General features: G+C 71.7%; 18 protein-coding genes. 7 read left to right on the top strand and 11 right to left on the bottom strand.

The genetic code is table 11. The features are described from left to right. Nucleotides 1-28: 28 nt before the first annotated feature. Both ACIO9J_RS09510 and ACIO9J_RS09505 read left to right on the top strand, forming a co-directional pair. Entirely contained in the window at nucleotides 29-937 is a 909-nt protein-coding gene (locus ACIO9J_RS09510; protein ID WP_401995937.1) for a hypothetical protein, read from the top strand. Further along, nucleotides 934-1,398, top strand: a complete 465-nt coding sequence (locus tag ACIO9J_RS09505; RefSeq protein ID WP_401995092.1) for an ABA4-like family protein — start codon at nucleotides 934-936, stop codon at nucleotides 1,396-1,398. Before ACIO9J_RS09510 ends, ACIO9J_RS09505 begins: the two co-directional genes overlap by 4 nt. Here the strand turns inward: ACIO9J_RS09505 and ACIO9J_RS09500 are convergent. Then, nucleotides 1,340-2,209, bottom strand: coding sequence for an AraC family transcriptional regulator (locus ACIO9J_RS09500; RefSeq protein ID WP_401995090.1), 870 nt, complete (start codon nucleotides 2,207-2,209; stop codon nucleotides 1,340-1,342). The two genes, ACIO9J_RS09505 and ACIO9J_RS09500, sit on opposite strands and share 59 nt — an antisense overlap. Nucleotides 2,210-2,322: 113 nt before the next feature. Here ACIO9J_RS09500 and ACIO9J_RS09495 point away from each other — a divergent pair, with 113 nt between their 5' ends. Then, nucleotides 2,323-3,375: a zinc-dependent alcohol dehydrogenase family protein gene (locus ACIO9J_RS09495; protein WP_401995087.1), complete on the top strand. Its 1,053-nt coding sequence runs from the start codon at nucleotides 2,323-2,325 to the stop codon at nucleotides 3,373-3,375. 50 nt (nucleotides 3,376-3,425) lie between these two features. On the opposite strand, the gene ACIO9J_RS09490 is transcribed toward ACIO9J_RS09495, so the two are convergent. Further along, a complete protein-coding gene (locus tag ACIO9J_RS09490) occupies nucleotides 3,426-4,154 on the bottom strand; it encodes an SDR family oxidoreductase (RefSeq protein WP_401995084.1) in 729 nt (242 codons plus the stop codon). A 75-nt stretch (nucleotides 4,155-4,229) separates the two neighbouring features. On the opposite strand from ACIO9J_RS09490, the gene ACIO9J_RS09485 reads away from it, so the two are divergent. Then, nucleotides 4,230-4,613, top strand: a complete 384-nt coding sequence (locus tag ACIO9J_RS09485) for a MerR family transcriptional regulator (RefSeq protein ID WP_401995081.1) — start codon at nucleotides 4,230-4,232, stop codon at nucleotides 4,611-4,613. 16 nt (nucleotides 4,614-4,629) lie between these two features. On the opposite strand, the gene ACIO9J_RS09480 is transcribed toward ACIO9J_RS09485, so the two are convergent. The 7 genes from ACIO9J_RS09480 to ACIO9J_RS09450 all read right to left on the bottom strand — a co-directional run bounded on the left by ACIO9J_RS09480 (nucleotide 4,630) and on the right by ACIO9J_RS09450 (nucleotide 11,959). Continuing rightward, nucleotides 4,630-5,187 (bottom strand): glycoside hydrolase family 25 protein, encoded by a 558-nt coding sequence (locus ACIO9J_RS09480; protein WP_401995078.1) that lies wholly within the window; start codon nucleotides 5,185-5,187, stop codon nucleotides 4,630-4,632. Nucleotides 5,188-5,277: 90 nt separating this feature from the next. After that, nucleotides 5,278-6,480 (bottom strand): YncE family protein, encoded by a 1,203-nt coding sequence (locus ACIO9J_RS09475; protein WP_401995075.1) that lies wholly within the window; start codon nucleotides 6,478-6,480, stop codon nucleotides 5,278-5,280. After that, nucleotides 6,480-7,268, bottom strand: coding sequence for a polysaccharide deacetylase family protein (locus tag ACIO9J_RS09470; RefSeq protein WP_401995072.1), 789 nt, complete (start codon nucleotides 7,266-7,268; stop codon nucleotides 6,480-6,482). Before ACIO9J_RS09470 ends, ACIO9J_RS09475 begins: the two co-directional genes overlap by 1 nt. 437 nt (nucleotides 7,269-7,705) lie before the next feature. Beyond that, the gene (locus ACIO9J_RS09465; RefSeq protein ID WP_401995935.1) at nucleotides 7,706-8,314 is read right to left on the bottom strand and encodes an ATP-binding protein; all 609 of its coding nucleotides are present in this window, start codon (nucleotides 8,312-8,314) and stop codon (nucleotides 7,706-7,708) included. A gap of 188 nt (nucleotides 8,315-8,502) precedes the next feature. After that, on the bottom strand, nucleotides 8,503-9,270 hold the full coding sequence (locus tag ACIO9J_RS09460; RefSeq protein ID WP_401995069.1) for an enoyl-CoA hydratase/isomerase family protein: 768 nt from the start codon (nucleotides 9,268-9,270) through the stop codon (nucleotides 8,503-8,505). 88 nt (nucleotides 9,271-9,358) lie between these two features. Continuing rightward, nucleotides 9,359-10,600, bottom strand: coding sequence for an Ig-like domain-containing protein (locus ACIO9J_RS09455; protein ID WP_401995066.1), 1,242 nt, complete (start codon nucleotides 10,598-10,600; stop codon nucleotides 9,359-9,361). Between the two features lie 219 nt (nucleotides 10,601-10,819). Then, nucleotides 10,820-11,959, bottom strand: a complete 1,140-nt coding sequence (locus ACIO9J_RS09450; RefSeq protein ID WP_401995063.1) for an Ig-like domain-containing protein — start codon at nucleotides 11,957-11,959, stop codon at nucleotides 10,820-10,822. 226 nt (nucleotides 11,960-12,185) lie between these two features. Here ACIO9J_RS09450 and glgX point away from each other — a divergent pair, with 226 nt between their 5' ends. From glgX to ACIO9J_RS09435, 3 genes are all read left to right on the top strand, one after another. Further along, nucleotides 12,186-14,483, top strand: coding sequence for a glycogen debranching protein GlgX (gene glgX / locus ACIO9J_RS09445; RefSeq protein WP_401995060.1), 2,298 nt, complete (start codon nucleotides 12,186-12,188; stop codon nucleotides 14,481-14,483). A gap of 59 nt (nucleotides 14,484-14,542) precedes the next feature. Continuing rightward, nucleotides 14,543-15,493 (top strand): LysR substrate-binding domain-containing protein, encoded by a 951-nt coding sequence (locus ACIO9J_RS09440; RefSeq protein WP_401995057.1) that lies wholly within the window; start codon nucleotides 14,543-14,545, stop codon nucleotides 15,491-15,493. 299 nt (nucleotides 15,494-15,792) lie between these two features. Further along, nucleotides 15,793-17,175, top strand: a complete 1,383-nt coding sequence (locus ACIO9J_RS09435; protein WP_401995054.1) for a carbohydrate-binding protein — start codon at nucleotides 15,793-15,795, stop codon at nucleotides 17,173-17,175. Between the two features lie 78 nt (nucleotides 17,176-17,253). On the opposite strand, the gene ACIO9J_RS09430 is transcribed toward ACIO9J_RS09435, so the two are convergent. Both ACIO9J_RS09430 and ACIO9J_RS09425 read right to left on the bottom strand, forming a co-directional pair. Continuing rightward, nucleotides 17,254-17,886: a response regulator gene (locus ACIO9J_RS09430; protein ID WP_401995051.1), complete on the bottom strand. Its 633-nt coding sequence runs from the start codon at nucleotides 17,884-17,886 to the stop codon at nucleotides 17,254-17,256. Continuing rightward, nucleotides 17,876-19,144, bottom strand: a complete 1,269-nt coding sequence (locus ACIO9J_RS09425) for a sensor histidine kinase (RefSeq protein WP_401995048.1) — start codon at nucleotides 19,142-19,144, stop codon at nucleotides 17,876-17,878. Before ACIO9J_RS09425 ends, ACIO9J_RS09430 begins: the two co-directional genes overlap by 11 nt. Nucleotides 19,145-19,175 lie beyond the last annotated feature (31 nt).

Below are 19,175 nucleotides of genomic sequence, written 5' to 3'. Positions count from 1 at the left end.
CCGCCCGCTGGTGCTGTTCTCCGCGTCGATGGCCGTGCTCGCCGTCATATCCGCCGTGGGACTCGTGGCCGACGACCGCGTCCTGGTGGGCGCGCGGATCTGGTTCAAGCCGCTGAAGTTCTCCGTCTCGTTCGTCGCGTACGGACTCTCGCTCGCCTGGCTGCTCTCGCTGCTCGACCGGGGACGGCGTGCGGGCTGGTGGGCGGGGACCGTGGTCGCGGTGACGAGCGCCGTCGAGATGCTGATCATCACCGGGCAGGTGATCCGCGGGAAGCGCAGCCACTTCAACCACCAGACCCCGCTCGACGGCGCCCTGTTCAACACGATGGCCGTCACCGTCGTCATCCTGTGGCTCGGCACCCTCGCCATCGCGATCCTGCTGCCGCGCGCCCGCGTCCCCGACCGCGCGTCCGCCTGGACGATGCGCTGCGGCATCGTCCTCGCGCTCGCCGGCGCCGCCGTCGGCTTCCTGATGACCCAGCCCGCGCCGGGCCAGCGCAGGGGCGAGTCCCCGATCGTCGGCGCGCACAGCGTGGGCGTGCCCGACGGCGGTCCTTCGATGCCGCTGACCGGCTGGTCGACGACCGGCGGCGACCTGCGGATCCCGCACTTCGTCGGCATGCACGCGCTCCAGCTGCTCCCGCTGCTGCTCATGGCCCTGCTGGCGCTGGCGCCGCGGTACGCCCGTCTCGCCGACCCGCGCGTACGGCTGCGGCTCGTCCTGCTCGCGTCCGCCGCCTACGCGGCCGTCTTCGCCCTGGTCCTGTGGCAGGCGCTGCGCGGCCAGCCGCTGATCCACCCGGACGGCGCGACGCTCACGGCGGCGGGCCTGATCGCCGTCGGCACGGCCGCGGGAGCCGTCGCGGCACTGCGCACACCGACCTCAACTCGGCCTCCAGTCAAGCCCCTTGAGACAGAGATGGAGCTCGTCCCGTGACCGGATTCCTCTTCGACCTCTCCTTCTGGCTGGCCGCGCCGGTCTGGCTGCTCATGGTCCTCGCGCCCGGCTGGGGCCCCACGGCCCGGATCGCCGCGTCACCCCTGACCGTCGTACCCGTCCTGGCCGTCTACCTCGCGCTGGCGCTGCCCGTACTCCCCGAGCTCTGGTCCACGGTCAGCAGCCCGGACCTCGACGGATTCCGCGCGCTCGTGGAGCACGCGAACGGCGCGGGCGCGATCTGGGCCCAGGTCATCGCCTGGGACCTGCTGATCGGACAGTGGATGTACCGCGAGTCCCGGCGGCTCGGCGTCCATCCGCTGGTGACGGGCCCCCTGCTGGTCCTCACGATCCTCCTCTCGCCGTTCGGCATGCTGCTCTTCCTGGCGCTGCGGGCCGCGCTCACCCGGCGGCGCGCAGCTTCCGGTAGCGTCCCGGCGCCAGCCCGAACTCCCGCTTGAACGCCTTGGCGAAGGCGAACTCCGAGGCGTAACCGGCCCGTTCGGCCACCGAGCGCAGCGGCGCCTCGTCCGGATCGCGCAGCCACCCCGCCGCGAGGGTCATCCGCCACCACGTCAGATATCCGAGCGGCGGCATCCCCACCGACGCCGTGAACCGGCGCGCGAAGGGCGCCCGGGACAGGCTGGACAGCGCGCCGAGTTCCCCGACCGTCCAGGGGTGTGCGGGGTCGCTGTGGACGGCGCGCAGCGCGGCCGCGACCGCAGGATCGGCGAGCGCGGCCGCCCAGCCGGTCAGATCGCCGGTCCCGCCGCGCACGCGCAGCCACCAGGTGCGCAGGATCAGGAGCAGCAGCGTGTCGAGGTACGAGGTGACGATCGAGTCGGACCCTGGCTGCGGCTCGTCCAACTCGGCGCGGAGCAGGCCGAGTACGGCACGCAGCGGGCCGCCGTCCACATCACCCGCGGCGAGATGCACGAAGTCGGGCAGCTCGGTCAGGAGCGGGTGCGGGCGGCTCTCGTCCAGGAAGTACGCGCCACAGATCATGGCGGCGGCCGGCGGCTCCCCGTCCCGTTCACCGACGAGCTCGTACGCGCCCCGGTGCGTGATGAAGACGACGTCACCGGGCCCGAGCGCGACGGGTGCGATGCCGCCGTCGGCCGGGACCAGGCGGGCGGAGCCCTCGACGACCGAGTGGAATCCGACGCCCCCCTGCCCCAGGAACCGCATCCGGCACGGCGAATCCCGCCGCGTCAGGGAGGCGTGCGGCCGCCCGGTGCGCATCGCCGCGATCGCGTCGCTCAGTACGTCCATGGAGGCACCGTAACCCGACCGCCGAAGCGCCGTTCGGGCCGCGAGACGAACGGACATGAGCGCAGGATCGGCGGGCATGGAGCGTGCGGCAGGGCCCGCCTAGCGTCTTGGACATGACGACGAACACCGCACGAACCAGCAGCACACGGACCGGTACCGCACCGACACCCGCCACCGCGCGGACCGTCCTCTTCGACGAGCTCGGCGGCCCCGAGGTGCTGCGCGTCGAGGAACTCCCGCTGCCCGCACCCGGGCCCGGCGAAGTCCTCGTCCGCGTCGAGGCGTTGGGCCTCAACCGGGCCGAGGCGCTGTTCCGAGCCGGGACGTACTACTACCGGCCCAACCTGCCCGCGTCCCGGCTCGGCTACGAGGCGGCCGGGATCGTCGAGGCGGTCGGCGACGGCGTGCGCGCCCACTCCCCCGGCGACGCCGTCATGACGGGCCCCGGCATCGAGATGAGCGCGCAGGGCGTCTACGCCGACCGCGTCGTCCTGCCCGCCGACTCCGTGGTGGCGCGCCCCGCCGGGCTCGACGCGGTGACGGCGGCGGCGACGTGGCTCGCGTACTCCACGGCGTACGGCGGCATGCTGGAGGCGGGCGGCCTGCGGCCCGGCGACCACGTGGTGATCACGGCAGCGTCCAGCGGGGTCGGCATCGCCGCGCTGCAGACCGCCACGCGGATCGGCGCGGTCCCGATCGCGGTCACCCGCACCGGCGCGAAGCGGCGGCAACTCCTCGACCACGGCGCGGCCCTGGTCGTCGCGTCCGACACCGAGGACGTCGTGGAGAAGGTGCGCCGCTTCACCGGCGGCAAGGGCGCCGAGCTGGTCTTCGACGCGGTCGGCGGGGCGGGGCTGGCCGAGCTCTCCGGCGCGGCGACGGCCGACGGGACGGTCGTCGTCTACGGCTTCCTCGACGCGAGCACACCGATGCAGATGCCTCTCAACTGGCCCCTCACCGTGCGGGGTTACGCCAACAGCCGGCTGTCGGAGGGCGCGGCCGGGCGGCGCCGGGTGAACGCGTTCATCGAGTCGGGCATCCGCGACGGCACGTTCCGCCCGGCCGTCGCGGAGGTCTTCGAAGGACTGGAGCGCATCGGGGACGCGCACCGGCTCCTCGAGGCGAACGAGCACGTGGGGAAGGTCGTGGTGCGGGTGGCTCCCTGAGGGGACGGTCCCCGGAACACACCGCCCGTTCCGGGGACCGCATCCGCCCCTCAGGCCGCCGTCAGCGACGCGATGGCGCGGTCCATCGCGGCGTTGAACTCCTCCGGCGCCAGCGTCAGCCGGGACTTGACGTCCCGGCTCCACTGGTCGGCGAGGACCTCGGCGGAGCCCGACTCGACGCCGTCGAGCGCCGCGTCGGCCAGCTCCGAAGGCGCGAGCTTGGCCACGGGCCAGCCCGCGGCCATGTCCGTGTCGGCGAGCCCGAGGTGGACCGCCGTCACGAGCGTGCCCTGCTCGGCGAGCTCCAGGCGGACGCCGTTGGTCATCGCCCAGGCGGCGGCCTTGGTCAGGTGGTAGGCGCCCGCGCCCGCGCCGCCGAACCACGACATGGCGGAGAGTACGTTGACGATCGCGCCCCCGCCGTTCCTGGCGAGCGCCGGCGCGAACTCCCTGACCATGCCCAGGTGGCCGAAGACGTTGGTCTCCAGCTCCTGCCGCACGGCGTCCAGCGAACCGGTCACCAGGTCGGTCCCGGTCTGGATCCCGGCGTTGTTGACGAGCAGCGATACGTCCCCGGCGGCCTCGGCGGCGGCCCGCACGGACGCGGGATCGGCGATGTCGAGGGGCAGCACCTCCACCCCGGGCAGGTCCACGCTCTCCGGCCGGCGGGCGGTCGCGTAGACCTTGCGGGCGCCGCGTTCGAGCAGGCGCTGGGCGAAGGCGCGGCCCAGGCCGCGGTTGGCTCCGGTGACAAGGGCGACTGAATTGTTGATGTCCATGCCCGGTACGCTAAAACCTGACGTTGACGTCAGAGGCAAGTGCCGACCGCCAGGACCGGGGTGAGAGGAATCACCATGACCGTCACCGAGACCGAGACCGCGACCGAGCGCCTGATCCGCATCGGCGAGGTGGCACGCGGCGCCGGCGTCTCGGTACGCGCCGTGCGCTACTACGAGCAACAGGGGCTGCTCGTCGCCGAACGCAGCCCCTCCGGCCAGCGCCTCTACCGCCAGGACGCCATCGCCCTGGTGCGCTTCTTCCAGCAGATGTTCGCCGCGGGCCTGACCAGCCGAAGGATCACGGAACTCCTCCCGTGCTGGAACTCCGGCCACACCGACGCCGAACAACGAGCCATGCTCCACACCGAGCGCGCCCGCATCCAGACCAAGGTCGACGACCTCCAGACCGCCCTGGACCGCCTCGACGACCTCATCGCGATCACGGACACGCATCCGTAGGCACAGGCGCAGCCGTTCAGTCGACCGTCGCCCATTCCCGCAGCGCGTCCTCGCTCGCGAAGTCGGCCACGTTCTTGTCCAGCGGTGTCGACGTGTGCTGGTGGATCGTCCAGTCCGCCTGGATGCGCGGCTTGCCCGCCGTCACGTAGTCGGCGATCCACAGGCCGTCGCCCGCGTAGGACGTGGTGTCGTGGTTGAGCCAAAAGTCGCGGTTGCAGTAGAGCATCACCCTATGTCCGGGTCGCAGGCGCTTGACCTCGCGGATGAACCGGTCCTTCTCCGCGTTGCTCGCGCGCGTGCCCTCCCCCGTCCGCTCCCAGTCCACCGCCAGCAAGTCCCCCGATTTCTCAGGTGCCTTGCTCACGAAGTACGCCGCCTGGGCCGTGATGTTGCCGGGCCACAGGAAGTGGTAGAAGCCGGCGACGCAGCCGCCGTCGCGGGTGTGTTTCGTCTGGGCGGTGAGTTTCGGGTTGACGTACGAACGGCCCTCCGTCGCCTTGATGAAGACGAAGGACAGGCCGCTCGTACTGAACGTCGTCGACTGGTGCGAGCTGACATCGATGCCACGGATCACGGGCGCCTCCAGGAGTGGGAGGAAGCAAGTTCCTGAACTGCCCTTTTGGTGCCCGGTGTCAGCGAGGGTCAACCGTCAACCATCCATCGTTCAACGGAAGATCCCCGTGTGACCGAGCGAGTAGCGGCCCGGCTGCGGGTAGACGGCGAGGCCGTGCGGGCCGTTGCCGACCGGGATGCGGGCCACCTGGACGCCGGTGCGGGTGTCGATGGCGTACACCTCCGAGTTGTAACGGCCGGACAGCCAGAGGGTGTTGCCGTCCGCCGACACGCCGCCCATGTCGGGGCTGCCGCCCTGCGGGAGCTTCCACTTCTTGGTGAGTTTGTTCTTCGGGAAGTCGAAGACGGAGATGGTGCCCTCGCCCCGGTTGGAGATGTACATCTCCTTGGAGTCGCGGCTGACGTACAGGCCGTGGCAGCCCTTGCCGGTGGGCAGCAGCCTGGGCTTGGTGAACTTGTCGCCGTCCAGGACCCACATGCCGTGCGCCATCATGTCGGCGACGTAGAACGTCTTGCCGTCCGGGGACATCTTCACGTCCTGCGGCATGGCGCCCTTGAAGGGGATCTTCTGCTGGCCGACGACCTCCATCTTCTCGGTGTCGACCTTGAGGAGCTCGCCGGAGAACTCGCAGGAGACGATGAAGTAGCGGCCGTCCATGGAGAAGTCCGCGTGGTTGACGCCCGCGCAGGTGACCGGGACGGTCTTGACGCGGTTCATGGTCTTCGGGTCGCGGAAGACCAGTTCGCGGTCCATGGAGGCCATCACGACGGCGTACTTGCCGTTCGGCGTGAAGTAGAGGTTGTAGGGGTCGGAGACCTCGACGGTGCGGCCCGTCTTGCCGGTCGCCGGGTCGATCGCGGTGAGGCTGTCGCCGAGGTCGTTGTTGACCCAGAGCGTCTTCATGTCCCAGGAGGGGACGACGTGCTGGGGCTGGTTGCCGACCGGGATGGTCTCGATGACCTCGTACGTCTTGGGGTCGATGACCGACACCGTGTTGGAGCCGGTGTTGGGCACGTAGACGCGCGGCAGGAACTTCTTGACCTGGGGTTGGAGGGCGTTGGGGCGGTCGGCCGCGTAGGCGTCCTTCGGGTCGAGGACGGGCGGCATGCCGGGCAGCCCCGGCGCCGCCTTCGGCTCGGCGGGCTTGCGGATGCCCGCGGTGCCGAGCGCCTCGTCGGCGCGCTCGTCGGTGCCGCAGCCCGCCAGGGCGGCGAGCGCGGCACCGGCGGCGAGCACGGCCGCGGTGCGCCGGGTCAGCTGGAGTCTCCGGGACGGGGTGGGGTTCCGAGGCATCAGGTCAGCAGCTCCGTGGTCGTCACCGCGCGCAGGCCGCGGCGTTCCAGTTGTTGCAGGACGGCGGGGAGCGCGGCGACCGTGTCCGCGTACCCGAAGTGGAGGCTCACCACGGATCCCGGGCGGATCTCGGCGGCGATCTTGCGGGTGACGGCCGGGGCGCCCGGCGAGGTGAAGTCGAGGGAGTCGACGTCGTACGAGAGGACGTGCGGGTAGCCCGCGCGGCGGGCGAGCCGTTCGACGAGGGGCGTCGCCCGCTGGGCGCGCGAGGGCCGGAACCAGGTGCCGATGGAGCCGGTGAGGCGGCGCAGGCGGTCCGCGCAGCCGGTGATCTCCGCGTAGGCGTCGGCCTCGGACATGTCGTTGACGTCGACGTGGTGATGGGTGTGGTTGCCGAGGTCGTGGCCGCCGTCGAGGATGCGGCGGGCCAGCTCGGGGTGTGCGTCGAGCCAGCTGCCGACGGCGAGGACGGTGACCTTGGCACCGGCCTGCTCGGCCCGGGTGAGCAGGGCCTTCGCGGTGGCCGGGTCGCCCTGACCGTGGAAGGTGAGCGCCACCCGGTCACCGGTGCGGGGGCCGTGGGAGATCTGGGCGGGCAGGCCGGGGAAGCGGCGGGGCGCGGGGGCGGCGGGTGCGGGGCGGGGGGTCTTGGCCGGGGGGTGGGCCGCGGGCGGGCGGGCGTGCGCGGCGGGTCCGGTGCCGGTCGCGGCGCACCCGGTGGTGAGCGTGCCCGCGACGGCCAGTCCGGCGCCCGCGCGCAGGAGGGCGCGGCGGTCGGTCTCGATCACACGACCATTTAATGGGTAAAGAGGCAAAAAGATGCTGATTGCCCGCTTAGAGGCCGGTACGGGTCGGCGCGGACGGGCGGCGGAGCCGTCGGGCGGGGCTTGCGTATCAGCTGTCACAGCCTCCGCTTAGCCAGTGTTTACCAGGCAGGTGGCCCATGTCACCAAGGATTCACCTCTAAACTGTCACGTTTTGCCCGACTATGAGAGTAATGGGACTTTTGGATCGGTGGCCCCCGTCTGCCATAGTCGGAGGCACGACCCCCATTGACCCGGGCTCAGGTCGTCATCAGCCGCTGTGGACCACACCCCTTCCGGTCCCGGCGCTTCACGCAGGCCCCCGCAGCGCCGCACACCGGCGAACCGGGGGCTTTCGTGTACCGGCGACCGGGTGCGACACGGGACCGGCGACCGGGCGGTGACGTGGGACCGGCGGGCCGTCAGCGGTCGGAGACCCGCATCTCGAACCAGGTGGTCTTGCCGCGCGGCAGCAGATCGACGCCCCAGCGGTCGGAGAGCTTGTCGACGAGGAAGAGGCCCCGGCCGCTCAGATCCGTCTCGCGGACGGGCATCAGACAGGGCAGCCCGCGCGAGGGGTCGCGCACCTCGACGCGTATCCAGCCGCGCCGCCGCTGCATGCGCAGACCGAAGACGCGGGCGCCGGTGTGCCGCACGGCGTTCCCGACGAGTTCGGAGACGAGCAGGACGACGTCCTCGGTGAGCTTCGGGGAGAGCCCCCAGTGCCGGAGGACCACGACCTGGGCGAGGCGGCGCGCGATGGCGGCGGACTCCGGGCGCGAGGGCAGCGGAACCTCCGCGTCCGTCGGATTGCCGAACAACTCCAGCGCCTTGAGCGCGTGTTCGTCCTCTACCGCCGGCGACCAGCGTGCCGCGGTCGCACTCCCGTGCCGCCGCGGCCGTTCGTAACCCTCCAGCCCCGCCATGCCCCCATCATGGCCGCCCGGAGCGCTCCCCGGGGCCGTTCCGGCGGAATAGGCCCCCCGGAACCAACCATTCCGGGGGACCTGGTAGGCATATGCCACTGGCAGAACGGACCGCGAGAAGCCACCCTGACCTGCGATGACTTCTCGCTTACGGGTGATCACCGAGCGCCCCGAGCACAGCAGGCTTAAGGTTCTGTTAAGTCGGCCATAATCCGCTCCTTCGGGGGATCTCCGGACTGACGCGGCCCCAACTGGGGTAGCTCCGGAGGCAGTTCGGCCCGACCCGGCCGGGCTCAGACGAACTTGGCCTTGCCGGGACCCTCCGCCACGAAGCTCCGCATGCCCCGCTCGCGGTCCTCGGTCGCGAACAGTCCCGCGAACCAGGTGCGTTCGATGGCGAGGCCCGTGTCGAGGTCCGTCTGGAGGCCCGCGTCGATGGACTCCTTGGCGGCGCGCAGCGCGATGGCAGGCCCCTTGGCCAGGCGCGCGGCCCACGCGTACGCCTGCTCGTACACCTCGGCGGCCGGTACGACGCGGTCCACCAGGCCGATGGCGAGCGCCTCTGCGGCCTTCACGTGGCGGCCCGTGAAGATCAGGTCCTTGGCCTTGGAGGGGCCGACGAGGCGGGCCAGGCGCTGGGTGCCGCCCGCGCCGGGGATGACGCCGAGCAGGATCTCGGGCTGGCCGAGCTTGGCGTCGTCCGCGGCGATGCGGAAGTCCGCGCAGAGCGCGAGCTCGCAACCGCCGCCCAGCGCGTAGCCGTTGACGGCGGCGACGACGGGCTTGGGGATGCGGGCGACGGCGGTGAAGGACTCCTGGAGGGCTCCGGAGCGCGCGATCATCGCCGCGTGGTCCATGTCCTGCATCTCCTTGATGTCCGCGCCCGCGGCGAACACCTTCTCGCCGCCGTGGATCACCACGGCGCGCACGTCGTCGCGGCGGGTGGCCTCCTCCGCGAGTTCCTTCAGACGGTCCTGGGTGGCGATGTCCAGGGCGTTCATGGGCGGACGGTCGAGCCGGATGGCGCCGACGCCGTCGGTGACTTCGAGGGTTGCGGTCATGGCAGCAGGTTAACGGGGGCTAACGCACCGGGACCCGGTGCACTTGGTCACAGTGCGCCGGGTCCCGGTGACGGAGAAGCTGTGGTGGTTACGCCTTCCACTTCTCCCACGACATGTTCCAGCCGTTGTAGCCGTTGTCCGGCTGGATCTTCTTGTCGGCGGAGTTCTTCACGACGACCAGGTCGCCGATCATCGAGTTGGCGAAGAACCAGCCCGCGGGCGTCTTCTTGCTGTAGCCGCCGCGCACGTCGCTCAGCCCTATGCAGCCGTGGCTCGCGTTGGTGTTGCCGAAGGCGCCGCCCGACCAGTAGTTGCCGTGGATGAACGTGCCGGAGGTGGACAGGCGCATGGCGTGCGGGACGTCCTTGATGTCGTACTCGCCGCCGAAGCCGACGGTGTCGCCGTTCATCCGGGTCACCTGGAGCTTCTCGCTGATGACCATCTCGCCGTTGTACGTCGTCGTGCCCGGCGCGCCCGCGGTGATCGGGATCTTCTTGATCTGCTTGCCGTCGCGCACGACCTTCATCTGGTGCGTCTTGGCGTCGACCGTGGAGACCTGGCTGCGGCCGATGGTGAAGTTCAGGGTCTTGGTCTGCTTGCCGTAGACGCCGGGACGGCCCTCGACGCCGTCGAGGCTGAGCTTGACGGTGACCTTCGTGCCGGCCGCCCAGTACTTCTCGGGGCGGAAGTCCAGGCGGTCGTTGCCGAACCAGTGGCCCTCGACGGGGACGGCGGGCTCGGTCTTGATGTCGATGGCCTTCTCGACGGCCTTCGGGTCCGTGATGCCCCGGGTGAAGCGGACCGAGAACGGCATTCCGACGCCGACCTCCGAGCCGTCCTCCGGGTTGAACTGGCCGATGAAGGTGTTCTTCGGGGTCAGCGTCGTGAAGGCGGTGTCCTTGGCGGAAGCGCGGCCTTCGGAGTCCTTCGCCACGGCGTGCACCTTGTACGTGGTGGCCGCCGCGAGGTGGTGGGCGGGAGTCCAGCTCGCGCCGCCCGAAGTGATCTTGCCCGGGACCTCGTTGCCCTTGCTGTCCTCGACCTTGACCTCGGAGAGCTTGCCCTTGTCGGCGCCTATCTTGAGGGCGCCGCTGGTGGCGACCGCCTTCGCGCCGTCCTTCGGCGCTATCGTCACCACGGCCGCCGATGCGGCGTTCTTGTCCGAACCGCCCTTGCCACCGTCGCCCGCGTCCGAGCCGCCTCCCCCGCCGCAGGCCGCGACGAGCAGCAGTGCCGCCCCCGAAACCGCTGCCGTGAGGCCCCTGGCGCCCCTCCGTCGCACCCGCTCGCGCGTGCCCGACGAAGCCCCCGATATCGGTCGCCCGTTCACGATCTTGTCTCCCCTCGCACGGCCTGGTCACAGGCCCGCACCCCAGTGCACCCGCGCGTTTCAGACACGCGCAAGCGATAGATAACCACACGCCCTGCGGCGATGACTCCCCGCCAATGTCACCGTTCAGTCCCAACTGGGCGCGAGGTGCGGGCAGACCAAGATCACCTGTCGGCCGGCCGCCGGTCACCCGGCGATCACCTGGTGATCGGCCGGCGGTCAGCCGTTCTTCTTCCAGTCCTTCCAATCCATGTTCCAGCCGCCGAGGCCGTTGTCAGGAGCGACTTTCTTGTCGTTGCTGTTCACGACTTCGACGACGTCCCCGATGAGGCTCCGGTCGAAGAACCAGCCCGCGGGCGTCCGTGAGCTGCCGCCCTTCACATCGCGCAGGCCCACGCAGCCGTGGCTGACATTGGTGTTGCCGGGGGCGTCCGGGGACCAGTAGTTGCCGTGCAGGAAGGTGCCGGAGGTCGTCAGGCGCATCGCGTGCGGCACGTCGGGGATGTCGTACTCGCCGCCGAAGCCGACCGTGCGGCTGTTCATCCGGGTCACCTCCAGCATCTCGGTGACCACCATCTTCCCGTTGTACGTGGTGGTCTTGGGGGCGCCCGCGGTGATCGGCACGGTGGAGATCAGCTCTCCGTCGCGGCGCACCTCCATGGTGTGCTCGGCCGCGTCGACCAGGGACTCCTGGCTGCGGCCCACGGTGAAGCCGAAGCTCTTGTCCTGGAGGCCGTAGACCCCCTTGGCCCCCTGGACGTCGCGCAGGCGCAGGCCGACGGTGACCTTCGTGCCCGGCTTCCAGTACTTCTCCGGGCGGAAGTCCAGGCGCGTCTTGCCGAACCAGTGCGGCTCGATGTCGGCGGCCGGGTGCGCGGTGACGTGGATGGCGCGCTGGACGGCGGCGCGGTTCTCGATCTCCCGGTTGAACTCCAGGGAGACGATCATGCCGGTGCCGACCGTGGCGCGGTTCTCCGGCGTCACGTATCCGATGAAGCGCTCGTCGGGGACGTACGTCGTGAACGTGGTGTGCCGGGCCGAGCGGCGGCCGTGGCCGTCCAGGGCGACCGCGTCGACCTTGTACCTGGCGGCGAGCGCGAGCGGTCCCTCGTTCAGCGGCCGCCAGGTCGTGCCGTCCTCGTCGACGCGGCCGGGGACGTCGAACTCCTGCGCGTCCTGCGTCCGGACGACCTTCACCGACTCCAGACGGCCGTCGGGGACCTTCACCTCGATCCGTTCGTCCGGCTTGACTCCCTTCATGTCGTCGTCGGGCGACACCCGGATCGCGTCGGCCGGCGAGCGCGGTTTCCCGAGCATCCCGTCGAGCCCGCCGGCGGAGCAGCCCGCCGCCCCGGCCATGAGGCCTGCCCATGTCAGTACGGCGGCCAGCCCGGCCCCTGCGCGCCGTGCGCGCCTCGCTACCTGTCTCACGTGGGTCCCAACGACCGTCCCCCTGCTGGGGAAACGTGAGTGCGACGCACACGGTGGGCAGAACAGTGGGGAGGACGACGTATGGGGAGCCGCGGCCGGGACGCCGCTCGCCCTTCTTCGCGCGTCGACCGACCGAGCCGCGGGAGGCTGACAGGTGTCGAGCGCACCCGAGCAAGGGGCAGTGCAGGAGGCGCGGGCGACGGGGCGGATCACGCCCGAGCGGCCCGCCGCCGCCCTGAACGGAAGGACGCGGGCCGCGGTGCGCCCGGTGGTCGGGCGGCCGGTGTGGCCGGGGACGCCGACCCCGTTGGGCGCCCGCTTCAGGATCGGTCCTGAGGGGGTCGCGGGCACCAACTTCGCGCTGTGGGCGGGCGGTGCGGAAGCGGTCGAGCTGTGTCTGTTCGACGAGGAGGGGGCCGAGGCGCGGCACTCGCTGACCGAGCTGACGCACGAGATCTGGCACGGCTTCCTGCCGGGGGTGCGGCCGGGGCAGCGGTACGGGTACCGGGTGCACGGCCGCTGGGACCCGTGGACGGGCGCCCGCTGGAACCCGGCGAAGCTGCTCCTCGATCCGTACGCGCGCGCGGTCGACGCCGGTGCGGGGAACGACTACGGCGTGCTGCCGCCCGAGGTGTACGGGCATGTGCGCGACTGGCCCCAGCAGCATGTGGCGGACACGGTGCGCGACGACAGGGACTCCGCGCCGTACGTGCCCAAGGGCGTGGTCGTGCACGACGACGCGCCGGACGACGAGTGGACGGACGACCGGCGGCCCAAGACGCCGTGGGCGGACTCGGTCATCTACGAACTGCACGTACGCGGCTTCACCGAGCGGCATCCGGGGATTCCGGCCGAACTGCGGGGTACGTACGCCGGGTTGGCGCATCCCGCGGCCCTCGAACACCTCACGGCGCTGGGGGTGACGGCGGTCGAGCTGCTGCCCGTGCACCAGTTCGCGCACGAGGACCATCTGCTGCGCAGGGGCCTGCGCAACTACTGGGGGTACAACTCGATCGGCTACTTCGCCCCGCACGCGGCGTACGCGGCATCGGGGACGCGGGGGCAGCAGGTCGGCGAGTTCCGGCGGATGGTGCGGGCGCTGCACGAGGCGGGCATCGAGGTCATCCTCGACGTGGTCTACAACCACACGGCGGAGGCCGGGGAGCTCGGCCCGATGCTGTCCCTGAAGGGCATCGACAACCGCGGGTACTACCGGCTCCAGCCCAACGAGGGGCGGCGGTACGCGGATTACACGGGCTGCGGCAACACCCTCCAGGTCGTCCAGCCGCACGTCCTGCGGCTGATCACCGACTCGCTGCGGTACTGGGTGAGCGAGATGGGGGTGGACGGCTTCCGCTTCGACCTGGCGGCGGCGCTCGCGCGCTCCTTCCACGACGTCGACATGCTCTCCCCGTTCCTCGCGGTGATCGCGCAGGATCCGGTGCTCCGGCGCGTGAAGCTCATCGCCGAGCCGTGGGACGTGGGCTCGGGGGGCTATCAGGTGGGGTCGTTCCCACCGCTGTGGACGGAGTGGAACGACCGGTACCGCAATGCGGTGCGGGACTTCTGGCGGGGCGCGCTGCCGGACGTGCGAGATCTCGGCTACCGGCTCTCGGGGTCCAGCGACCTGTACGCGTGGGGCGGGCGCAGGCCGTACGCGTCGGTCAACTTCGTCACCGCGCACGACGGTTTCACGCTGCGCGACCTCGTGTCGTACGAACGCAAGCGCAACGAGGCCAACGGCGAGGGCAACCGGGACGGGTCCGACGACAACCGCTCCTGGAACTGCGGCACCGAGGGCGAGACCGACGACGAGCGGATCACGGCGCTGCGCCGCAGGCAGCTGCGCAACCTGGTGACGACGCTGCTCCTGTCCACCGGCGTGCCGATGCTGGTCGCGGGCGACGAGATGGGGCGCACGCAAGGGGGCTCCAACAACGCGTACTGCCAGGACAACGAGACCAGTTGGGTCGACTGGGGGCTGCGCGAGGAGCCCGGCTGGCGCGACCTGTTCGCGCTGACGTCCCGGCTCATCGGGCTGCGCCACCGGCATCCGGTGCTGCGCCGCCGCGCGTTCTTCTCCGGGCGGGCCCATTCGGCGGACGGGCTAAGGGACTTGGCGTGGTTCACCACGCGGGGCACGGAGATGACGGAGAGCGACTGGTACGCGCCCGCGGCGACGCTCGGCATGTACCTCTCCGGGCGCGACATCCCGGGCCGCGACGCGCGGGGTGCGCCCGTCGTCGACGACAGCTTCCTGGCGATCCTGCACGCGGCGGAGGGGCCGACGAGCTTCGTGCTGCCGGGGCCGCCGTGGGCCGATGCGTACGAGGTGGTGGTGGACACCTCGGCCGAGGACCAGGGCGAGGCGCCGGGGACGGTGCACCGGGCGGGCGGCGCGGTGACGGTACCGGGGCGTGCGGTGCTGCTGCTGCGGGTCGGGGGCGGCTGATCGGCTCTGGTACGTACCTGAGTCTTGCCCCGGTCACCGTGGCGCCCCAAGCTCACGGTATGGACCTGGAGTTGCGGCACCTGAAGACGATCCGGGCGATCGCCGACGCGGGCAGCCTGACCAAGGCCGCCACCGCGCTCGGGCTCGCCCAGCCGGCGCTGAGCGCACAGTTGAAGCGGATCGAGCGGGCCCTCGGCGGGGAGCTGTTCGAACGGGGCAGGCACGGGGTGCGGGCCACCGCGCTCGGCGAGTTCGTGCTCGCCCGCGCCCGGGTCGTGCTGCCCGCGGTCAGCGGCCTCCGGGAGGAGGCGCAGCGGTTCGCCCAGTCCTGGCAGGGCGGGTCCGGGTTCCGGCTCGGCGGAACGCACGGCCCGCTGTTCGGTGGCCTGGTGGACCGGCTCGCCGCCGCGCACCCCGGGGCTCCCGTGACGACCCACACCGCCTGGTCGGAACGGGAGATCGCGGCCAGGACGGCCGACGGGCGGCTGGACTTCGCGCTGGTGGGGACGTGCGGGGCGAGTCAGCCGCCGGAGAGCGAGCTGCTCGTCTGGCGTGAGGTGGCCCGCGACCCCGTCTTCGTCATGCTGCCCACCGGCCATCCGCTGGCGGACGGTCCCGAGATCGATCTGGCGCTGCTCGCGGACGAGGCGTGGACGGACGTGCCGGGGGACGGCTGCTTCGCGGACTGCTTCAGCGCGGCGTGCGCGCGGGCCGGGTTCACCCCGTCGCGGGTGTACGAGACGGACGTCGCGTCCTGCGTCCACCTGGTGCAGGTCGGGCGGGCGGTCGGCCTGTGCAGGGCGACGTTTCCGCCCACGCCGGGCATGGTGACCCGTCCGCTGGCGGGCGCTCCCCTCTACTGGCGCCACCTGCTCGGCTGGCATCCGGCGGCGCCCGCGCACGACACGGCGGCGTCGGTGTTCGCGCAGGCGCGGGCCGCGCATGCGGAGGCGGCGGCGCGGAGTGAGAGTTATACGGCTTGGCTGGAGGCGCCGGCGCGGGGTCTCTGAGGGCTGGGCACGGGGTTTCTGTTCCTGTGACGGTTCCTCTGCGACGGGGGCACTGCGCCTGCGCCGCGGCCGACGCCTCGTTCGTCGCCCCTCGGCGACGGGGTGCCGTGCCCACCCGTGCCGCCCCAGCGGCACGATTGCCCACGGCGGCGCGGGAGGCTCGGGGTAGGGGCATAACGTCGGGCACCGGGGTCAACTGACAGCTGATGAAGGGCTGTTGAGGGTTCTACCGTGTGGGCTGAATCTTTGGTTTCCCCGCCACCCCCTCGCCCCCTCCCCCGCTCGAGGAGACCTCTCCCATGCGCTCCACCCATCACAGACGCGCCACAGCCGCCTGCGCCGCCGTCGTCGCGGCCGGTGCGCTGGTGCTTGCCGGGCTGCCCGGCAGTGCGGCCGCTCAGGCCGAACCCTCCTCCCCCGCGTCCTCGTCCACCTCCCCCGCCGAGACGGCATCCGTCGGCAGGACATCGCCCGGCGTCCTGACGGCGATGCGACGCGATCTCGGCCTCACGTCGGCGCAGGCCAAGGCTCGTTTGGTCAACGAGGCCGAGGCCGGCGCCGACGCGGGCGCACTGCGCGCCACGCTCGGCCGCGCCTTCGCCGGCGCCTGGGTGAGCGGCGCCACCTCGGCGCGGCTCACCGTCGCCACCACCGACGCCGCCGACGTCCCCGCGATCGAGGCGCGTGGCGCCGAGTCCCGGGTCGTGGACCACTCGGCGACCCGACTGGACGCCGCCAAGGCCCGGTTGGACCGCGCCGCGAAGAAGACGACGACGCGTGACGTGCCCGTCTGGTACGTCGACGTGCGCTCCAACGCGGTCGTGGTGCGCGCCGTGCACGCATCGGCGGCGAAGTCCCTGGTCGCCGCGGCGGGCGTCGGATCCTCCCTCGTACGCGTGGAGCGGACCTCGGAGCGCCCGCGGCCGCTGTACGACCTGGTGGGCGGCGAGGCCTACTACATGGGCGGCGGCCGGTGCTCCATCGGCTTCCCCGTCACCAAGGGCACCCAGCAGGGCTTCGCGACGGCGGGTCACTGCGGGCGCGCGGGCACCGCGACGAGCGGCTACAACCAGGTGGCCCAGGGCACGTTCCAAGCCTCCATCTTCCCCGGCAGGGACATGGCCTGGGTCGCCGTCAACTCCCAGTGGACCGCCACCCCGTACGTGAAGGGCCAGGGCGGCCAGCGGATCGGCGTCGGGGGCTCCACACAGTCCCCGGTGGGTGCGTCGATCTGCCGTTCCGGCTCCACTACGGGGTGGCACTGCGGCACCATCTCGCAGCACAACACCAGCGTCACCTACCCCGAGGGCACGATCAGCGGCGTGACCCGGACGACCGTCTGTGCCGAACCGGGCGACTCGGGCGGCTCCTTCATCTCGGGGAGTCAGGCGCAGGGCGTCACGTCGGGCGGCTCGGGCAACTGCTCCAGCGGCGGCACGACGTACTACCAGCCGATCAATCCGCTGCTCCAGCAGTACGGCTTGACGCTGAAGACGACGGGTGGCGGCGAGGACCCGGGTCCTGGTGAGCCCGAGCCCGGCGGCACGTGGGCCGCCGGCCAGGTTTATGCGGCTGGGGACTCTGTCACTTATGGCGGGACTACGTATCGGTGTCTTCAGCCGCACCAGGCTCAGACTGGCTGGGAGCCGCCCAATACGCCCGCGCTGTGGCAAGCCGTGTAGCGCTCGTTCGTTGAGTGCGGGTCATTCGTGGCTGGTCGCGCAGTTCCCCGCGCCCCTAACGGGCCCCTCACGGGGCCCTCAGCCCAGGATTCCCCTGCTGTACGCCGTGGCCACCGCGGCCGCCCGGTCCTTGACGCCCAGCTTGCCGTAGATGTGGGTGAGGTGCGTCTTGACCGTGGCCTCGCTGATGAAGAGTTCGACGGCGATCGCACGGTTCGACGTGCCCTTGGCGACGAGCGCGAGCACCTCCCTTTCGCGGGTGCTCAGCGGCTCGTTGCCGGGGGCACGTACGCGTGAGACGAGACGGGACGCGACGGCGGGTGACAGGACCGTGCGGCCTTCGGCGGCCGCCCGGACCGCCGTGAACAGCTCCTCGCGCGGGGCGTCCTTGAGCAGGTAGCCGGTCGCGCCCGCCTCGATCGCGGGGAGCGTGTCGGAGTCCGTGTCGTACGTGGTGAGGACGAGCACGCGGGCGCGGGCGCCGCGCCGGGTGAGCTCGGTGATCGCGTCGACGCCGTTGCCGCCCGGCATGCGCAGGTCCATCAGGACGACGTCCGGGTCGAGTTCGGCGGTGAGCGCCACGGCCTCGACGCCGTCGGACGCCTCGCCGAGCACCTCGAAGCCGGAGGCCGAGAGGAACATGCCGCGCAGGCCGTCGCGGACGACGGGGTGGTCGTCGACGATGAGAAGAGTGATCACGTCAGTGCTCATGGCGGACCAACGGTACGCGAGCGGACACCGCGGTGCCCCCGCCGGGCTCGGACTCCACGGTCAGGGAGCCCGCGATGCGTTCGGCGCGGGCCCGCATGCCGTCCAGGCCGAAGCCGCCGGTGCCGGTGCGCTCCACGGTGGCCAGCGGGTCGAAGCCTCGGCCGTCGTCGCGCACGTCCAGGGTGACCTCGTCGCCCATGAAGGAGAGGGTGACGCCGACGCGGGTGGCGTGCGCGTGCCGGGCGGTGTTGGACAGGGCCTCCTGGACGATGCGCAGCAGGGTCGCCTCGATCTCGTCGTGCAGGTCCTCCGCGGTACCGGTGACCGTGAAGTCGGCGCGGGCCCCGGTGCGTTCGGCCCACTCGGCGACGGTCTTCTTCAGCGCCTCGGGCAGCCTGTCGTACTCCAGGGGCGCGGGTGAGAGGTTGTGGACGGAGCGGCGGGCCTCGCCGAGGCTGTGCCGGGCCAGGTCGGCGGCGCGGCCCAGGTGCTCGCGGGCCAGCTCCTCGTCGGTGGCGCCCGCCACGACCTGGAGCTGGGCGATGATGCCGGTCAGGCCCTGCGCGATGGTGTCGTGGATCTCGGCGGCGAGCCTGCGCCGCTCGTCGGCGACGCCCGCCTCGCGGGCCTGGAGCAGGAGTTGGGCGTGCAGGGCGACGTTCTCGTCCATGGTCTCCTGGAGCGCCGCGTTGGTGCGCTCCAGTTCCTCGATGGTGGCGGCCTGGACGCGGGCGCGCTCGTCCTCCTGGGCGGCGAGGTGGGCGAAGACGGTGAGCAGCACGACGTTGACCGCGAGGAGCCCCCCGAAGACGCCCCAGCCCGCGCTGTTCTCCGGCGGCAGACCGCCCGACTGGGAGCCCGCCATGATGATCGCGGTGGCGAAGAGGCCGGGTTTGACCAGGCGGGGCGGCAGCAGCCGCTCGGCGCCGAAGTAGCCGACGACGGCGTAGAACGCGAAGAACGGGTTGAGCCAGGTGAGGACGAAGGCGAAGGCCCAGCGCACCGCGTAGTAGCAGGTGCCCGCGGCGCTGGGGTCCGGGCGGGTGCGGGCGGCCCTGCCCCACCACAGCTGGAGCACGAGCGCCGCGGCGATCACGCCCCCGGCCACGTACCACGCGACGGTGTCCATGCCGACGACCCGGCTGGTGGCGAGCGACATCAGGGTGCCGAAGCAGAGCAGGCCGTAGGGGCCCCAGCGGTTGAAGAGGCCCCAGCGCTGCTCGACCGTCGTCGCGGCGTCCGCCGTGGTCGGGTTCATGTGCCAAGTGTCGGCCATGCGCGGGCACGGG

It is taken from the genome of Streptomyces sp. NPDC087300 (assembly GCF_044744425.1).
Taxonomy (GTDB): Bacteria; Actinomycetota; Actinomycetes; order Streptomycetales; family Streptomycetaceae; genus Streptomyces.
This window is presented reverse-complemented; position numbering and strand designations above follow the sequence as displayed.

Bases quoted from the DNA above. Each gene is read 5' to 3' on its own strand.
- ACIO9J_RS09495 (WP_401995087.1), top strand. From the start codon at position 2,323: ATGACGACGAACACCGCACGAACCAGCAGCACACGGACCGGTACCGCA.
- ACIO9J_RS09510 (WP_401995937.1), top strand. From the start codon at position 29: ATGGCCGTGCTCGCCGTCATATCCGCCGTGGGACTCGTGGCCGACGAC.
- ACIO9J_RS09430 (WP_401995051.1), bottom strand. From the start codon at position 17,886: ATGAGCACTGACGTGATCACTCTTCTCATCGTCGACGACCACCCCGTC.
- ACIO9J_RS09485 (WP_401995081.1), top strand. From the start codon at position 4,230: ATGACCGTCACCGAGACCGAGACCGCGACCGAGCGCCTGATCCGCATC.
- ACIO9J_RS09475 (WP_401995075.1), bottom strand. From the start codon at position 6,480: ATGCCTCGGAACCCCACCCCGTCCCGGAGACTCCAGCTGACCCGGCGC.
- ACIO9J_RS09450 (WP_401995063.1), bottom strand. From the start codon at position 11,959: ATGGCCGGGGCGGCGGGCTGCTCCGCCGGCGGGCTCGACGGGATGCTC.
- ACIO9J_RS09435 (WP_401995054.1), top strand. From the start codon at position 15,793: ATGCGCTCCACCCATCACAGACGCGCCACAGCCGCCTGCGCCGCCGTC.
- ACIO9J_RS09490 (WP_401995084.1), bottom strand. From the start codon at position 4,154: ATGGACATCAACAATTCAGTCGCCCTTGTCACCGGAGCCAACCGCGGC.
- ACIO9J_RS09500 (WP_401995090.1), bottom strand. From the start codon at position 2,209: ATGGACGTACTGAGCGACGCGATCGCGGCGATGCGCACCGGGCGGCCG.
- ACIO9J_RS09425 (WP_401995048.1), bottom strand. From the start codon at position 19,144: ATGAACCCGACCACGGCGGACGCCGCGACGACGGTCGAGCAGCGCTGG.
- ACIO9J_RS09440 (WP_401995057.1), top strand. From the start codon at position 14,543: ATGGACCTGGAGTTGCGGCACCTGAAGACGATCCGGGCGATCGCCGAC.
- ACIO9J_RS09460 (WP_401995069.1), bottom strand. From the start codon at position 9,270: ATGACCGCAACCCTCGAAGTCACCGACGGCGTCGGCGCCATCCGGCTC.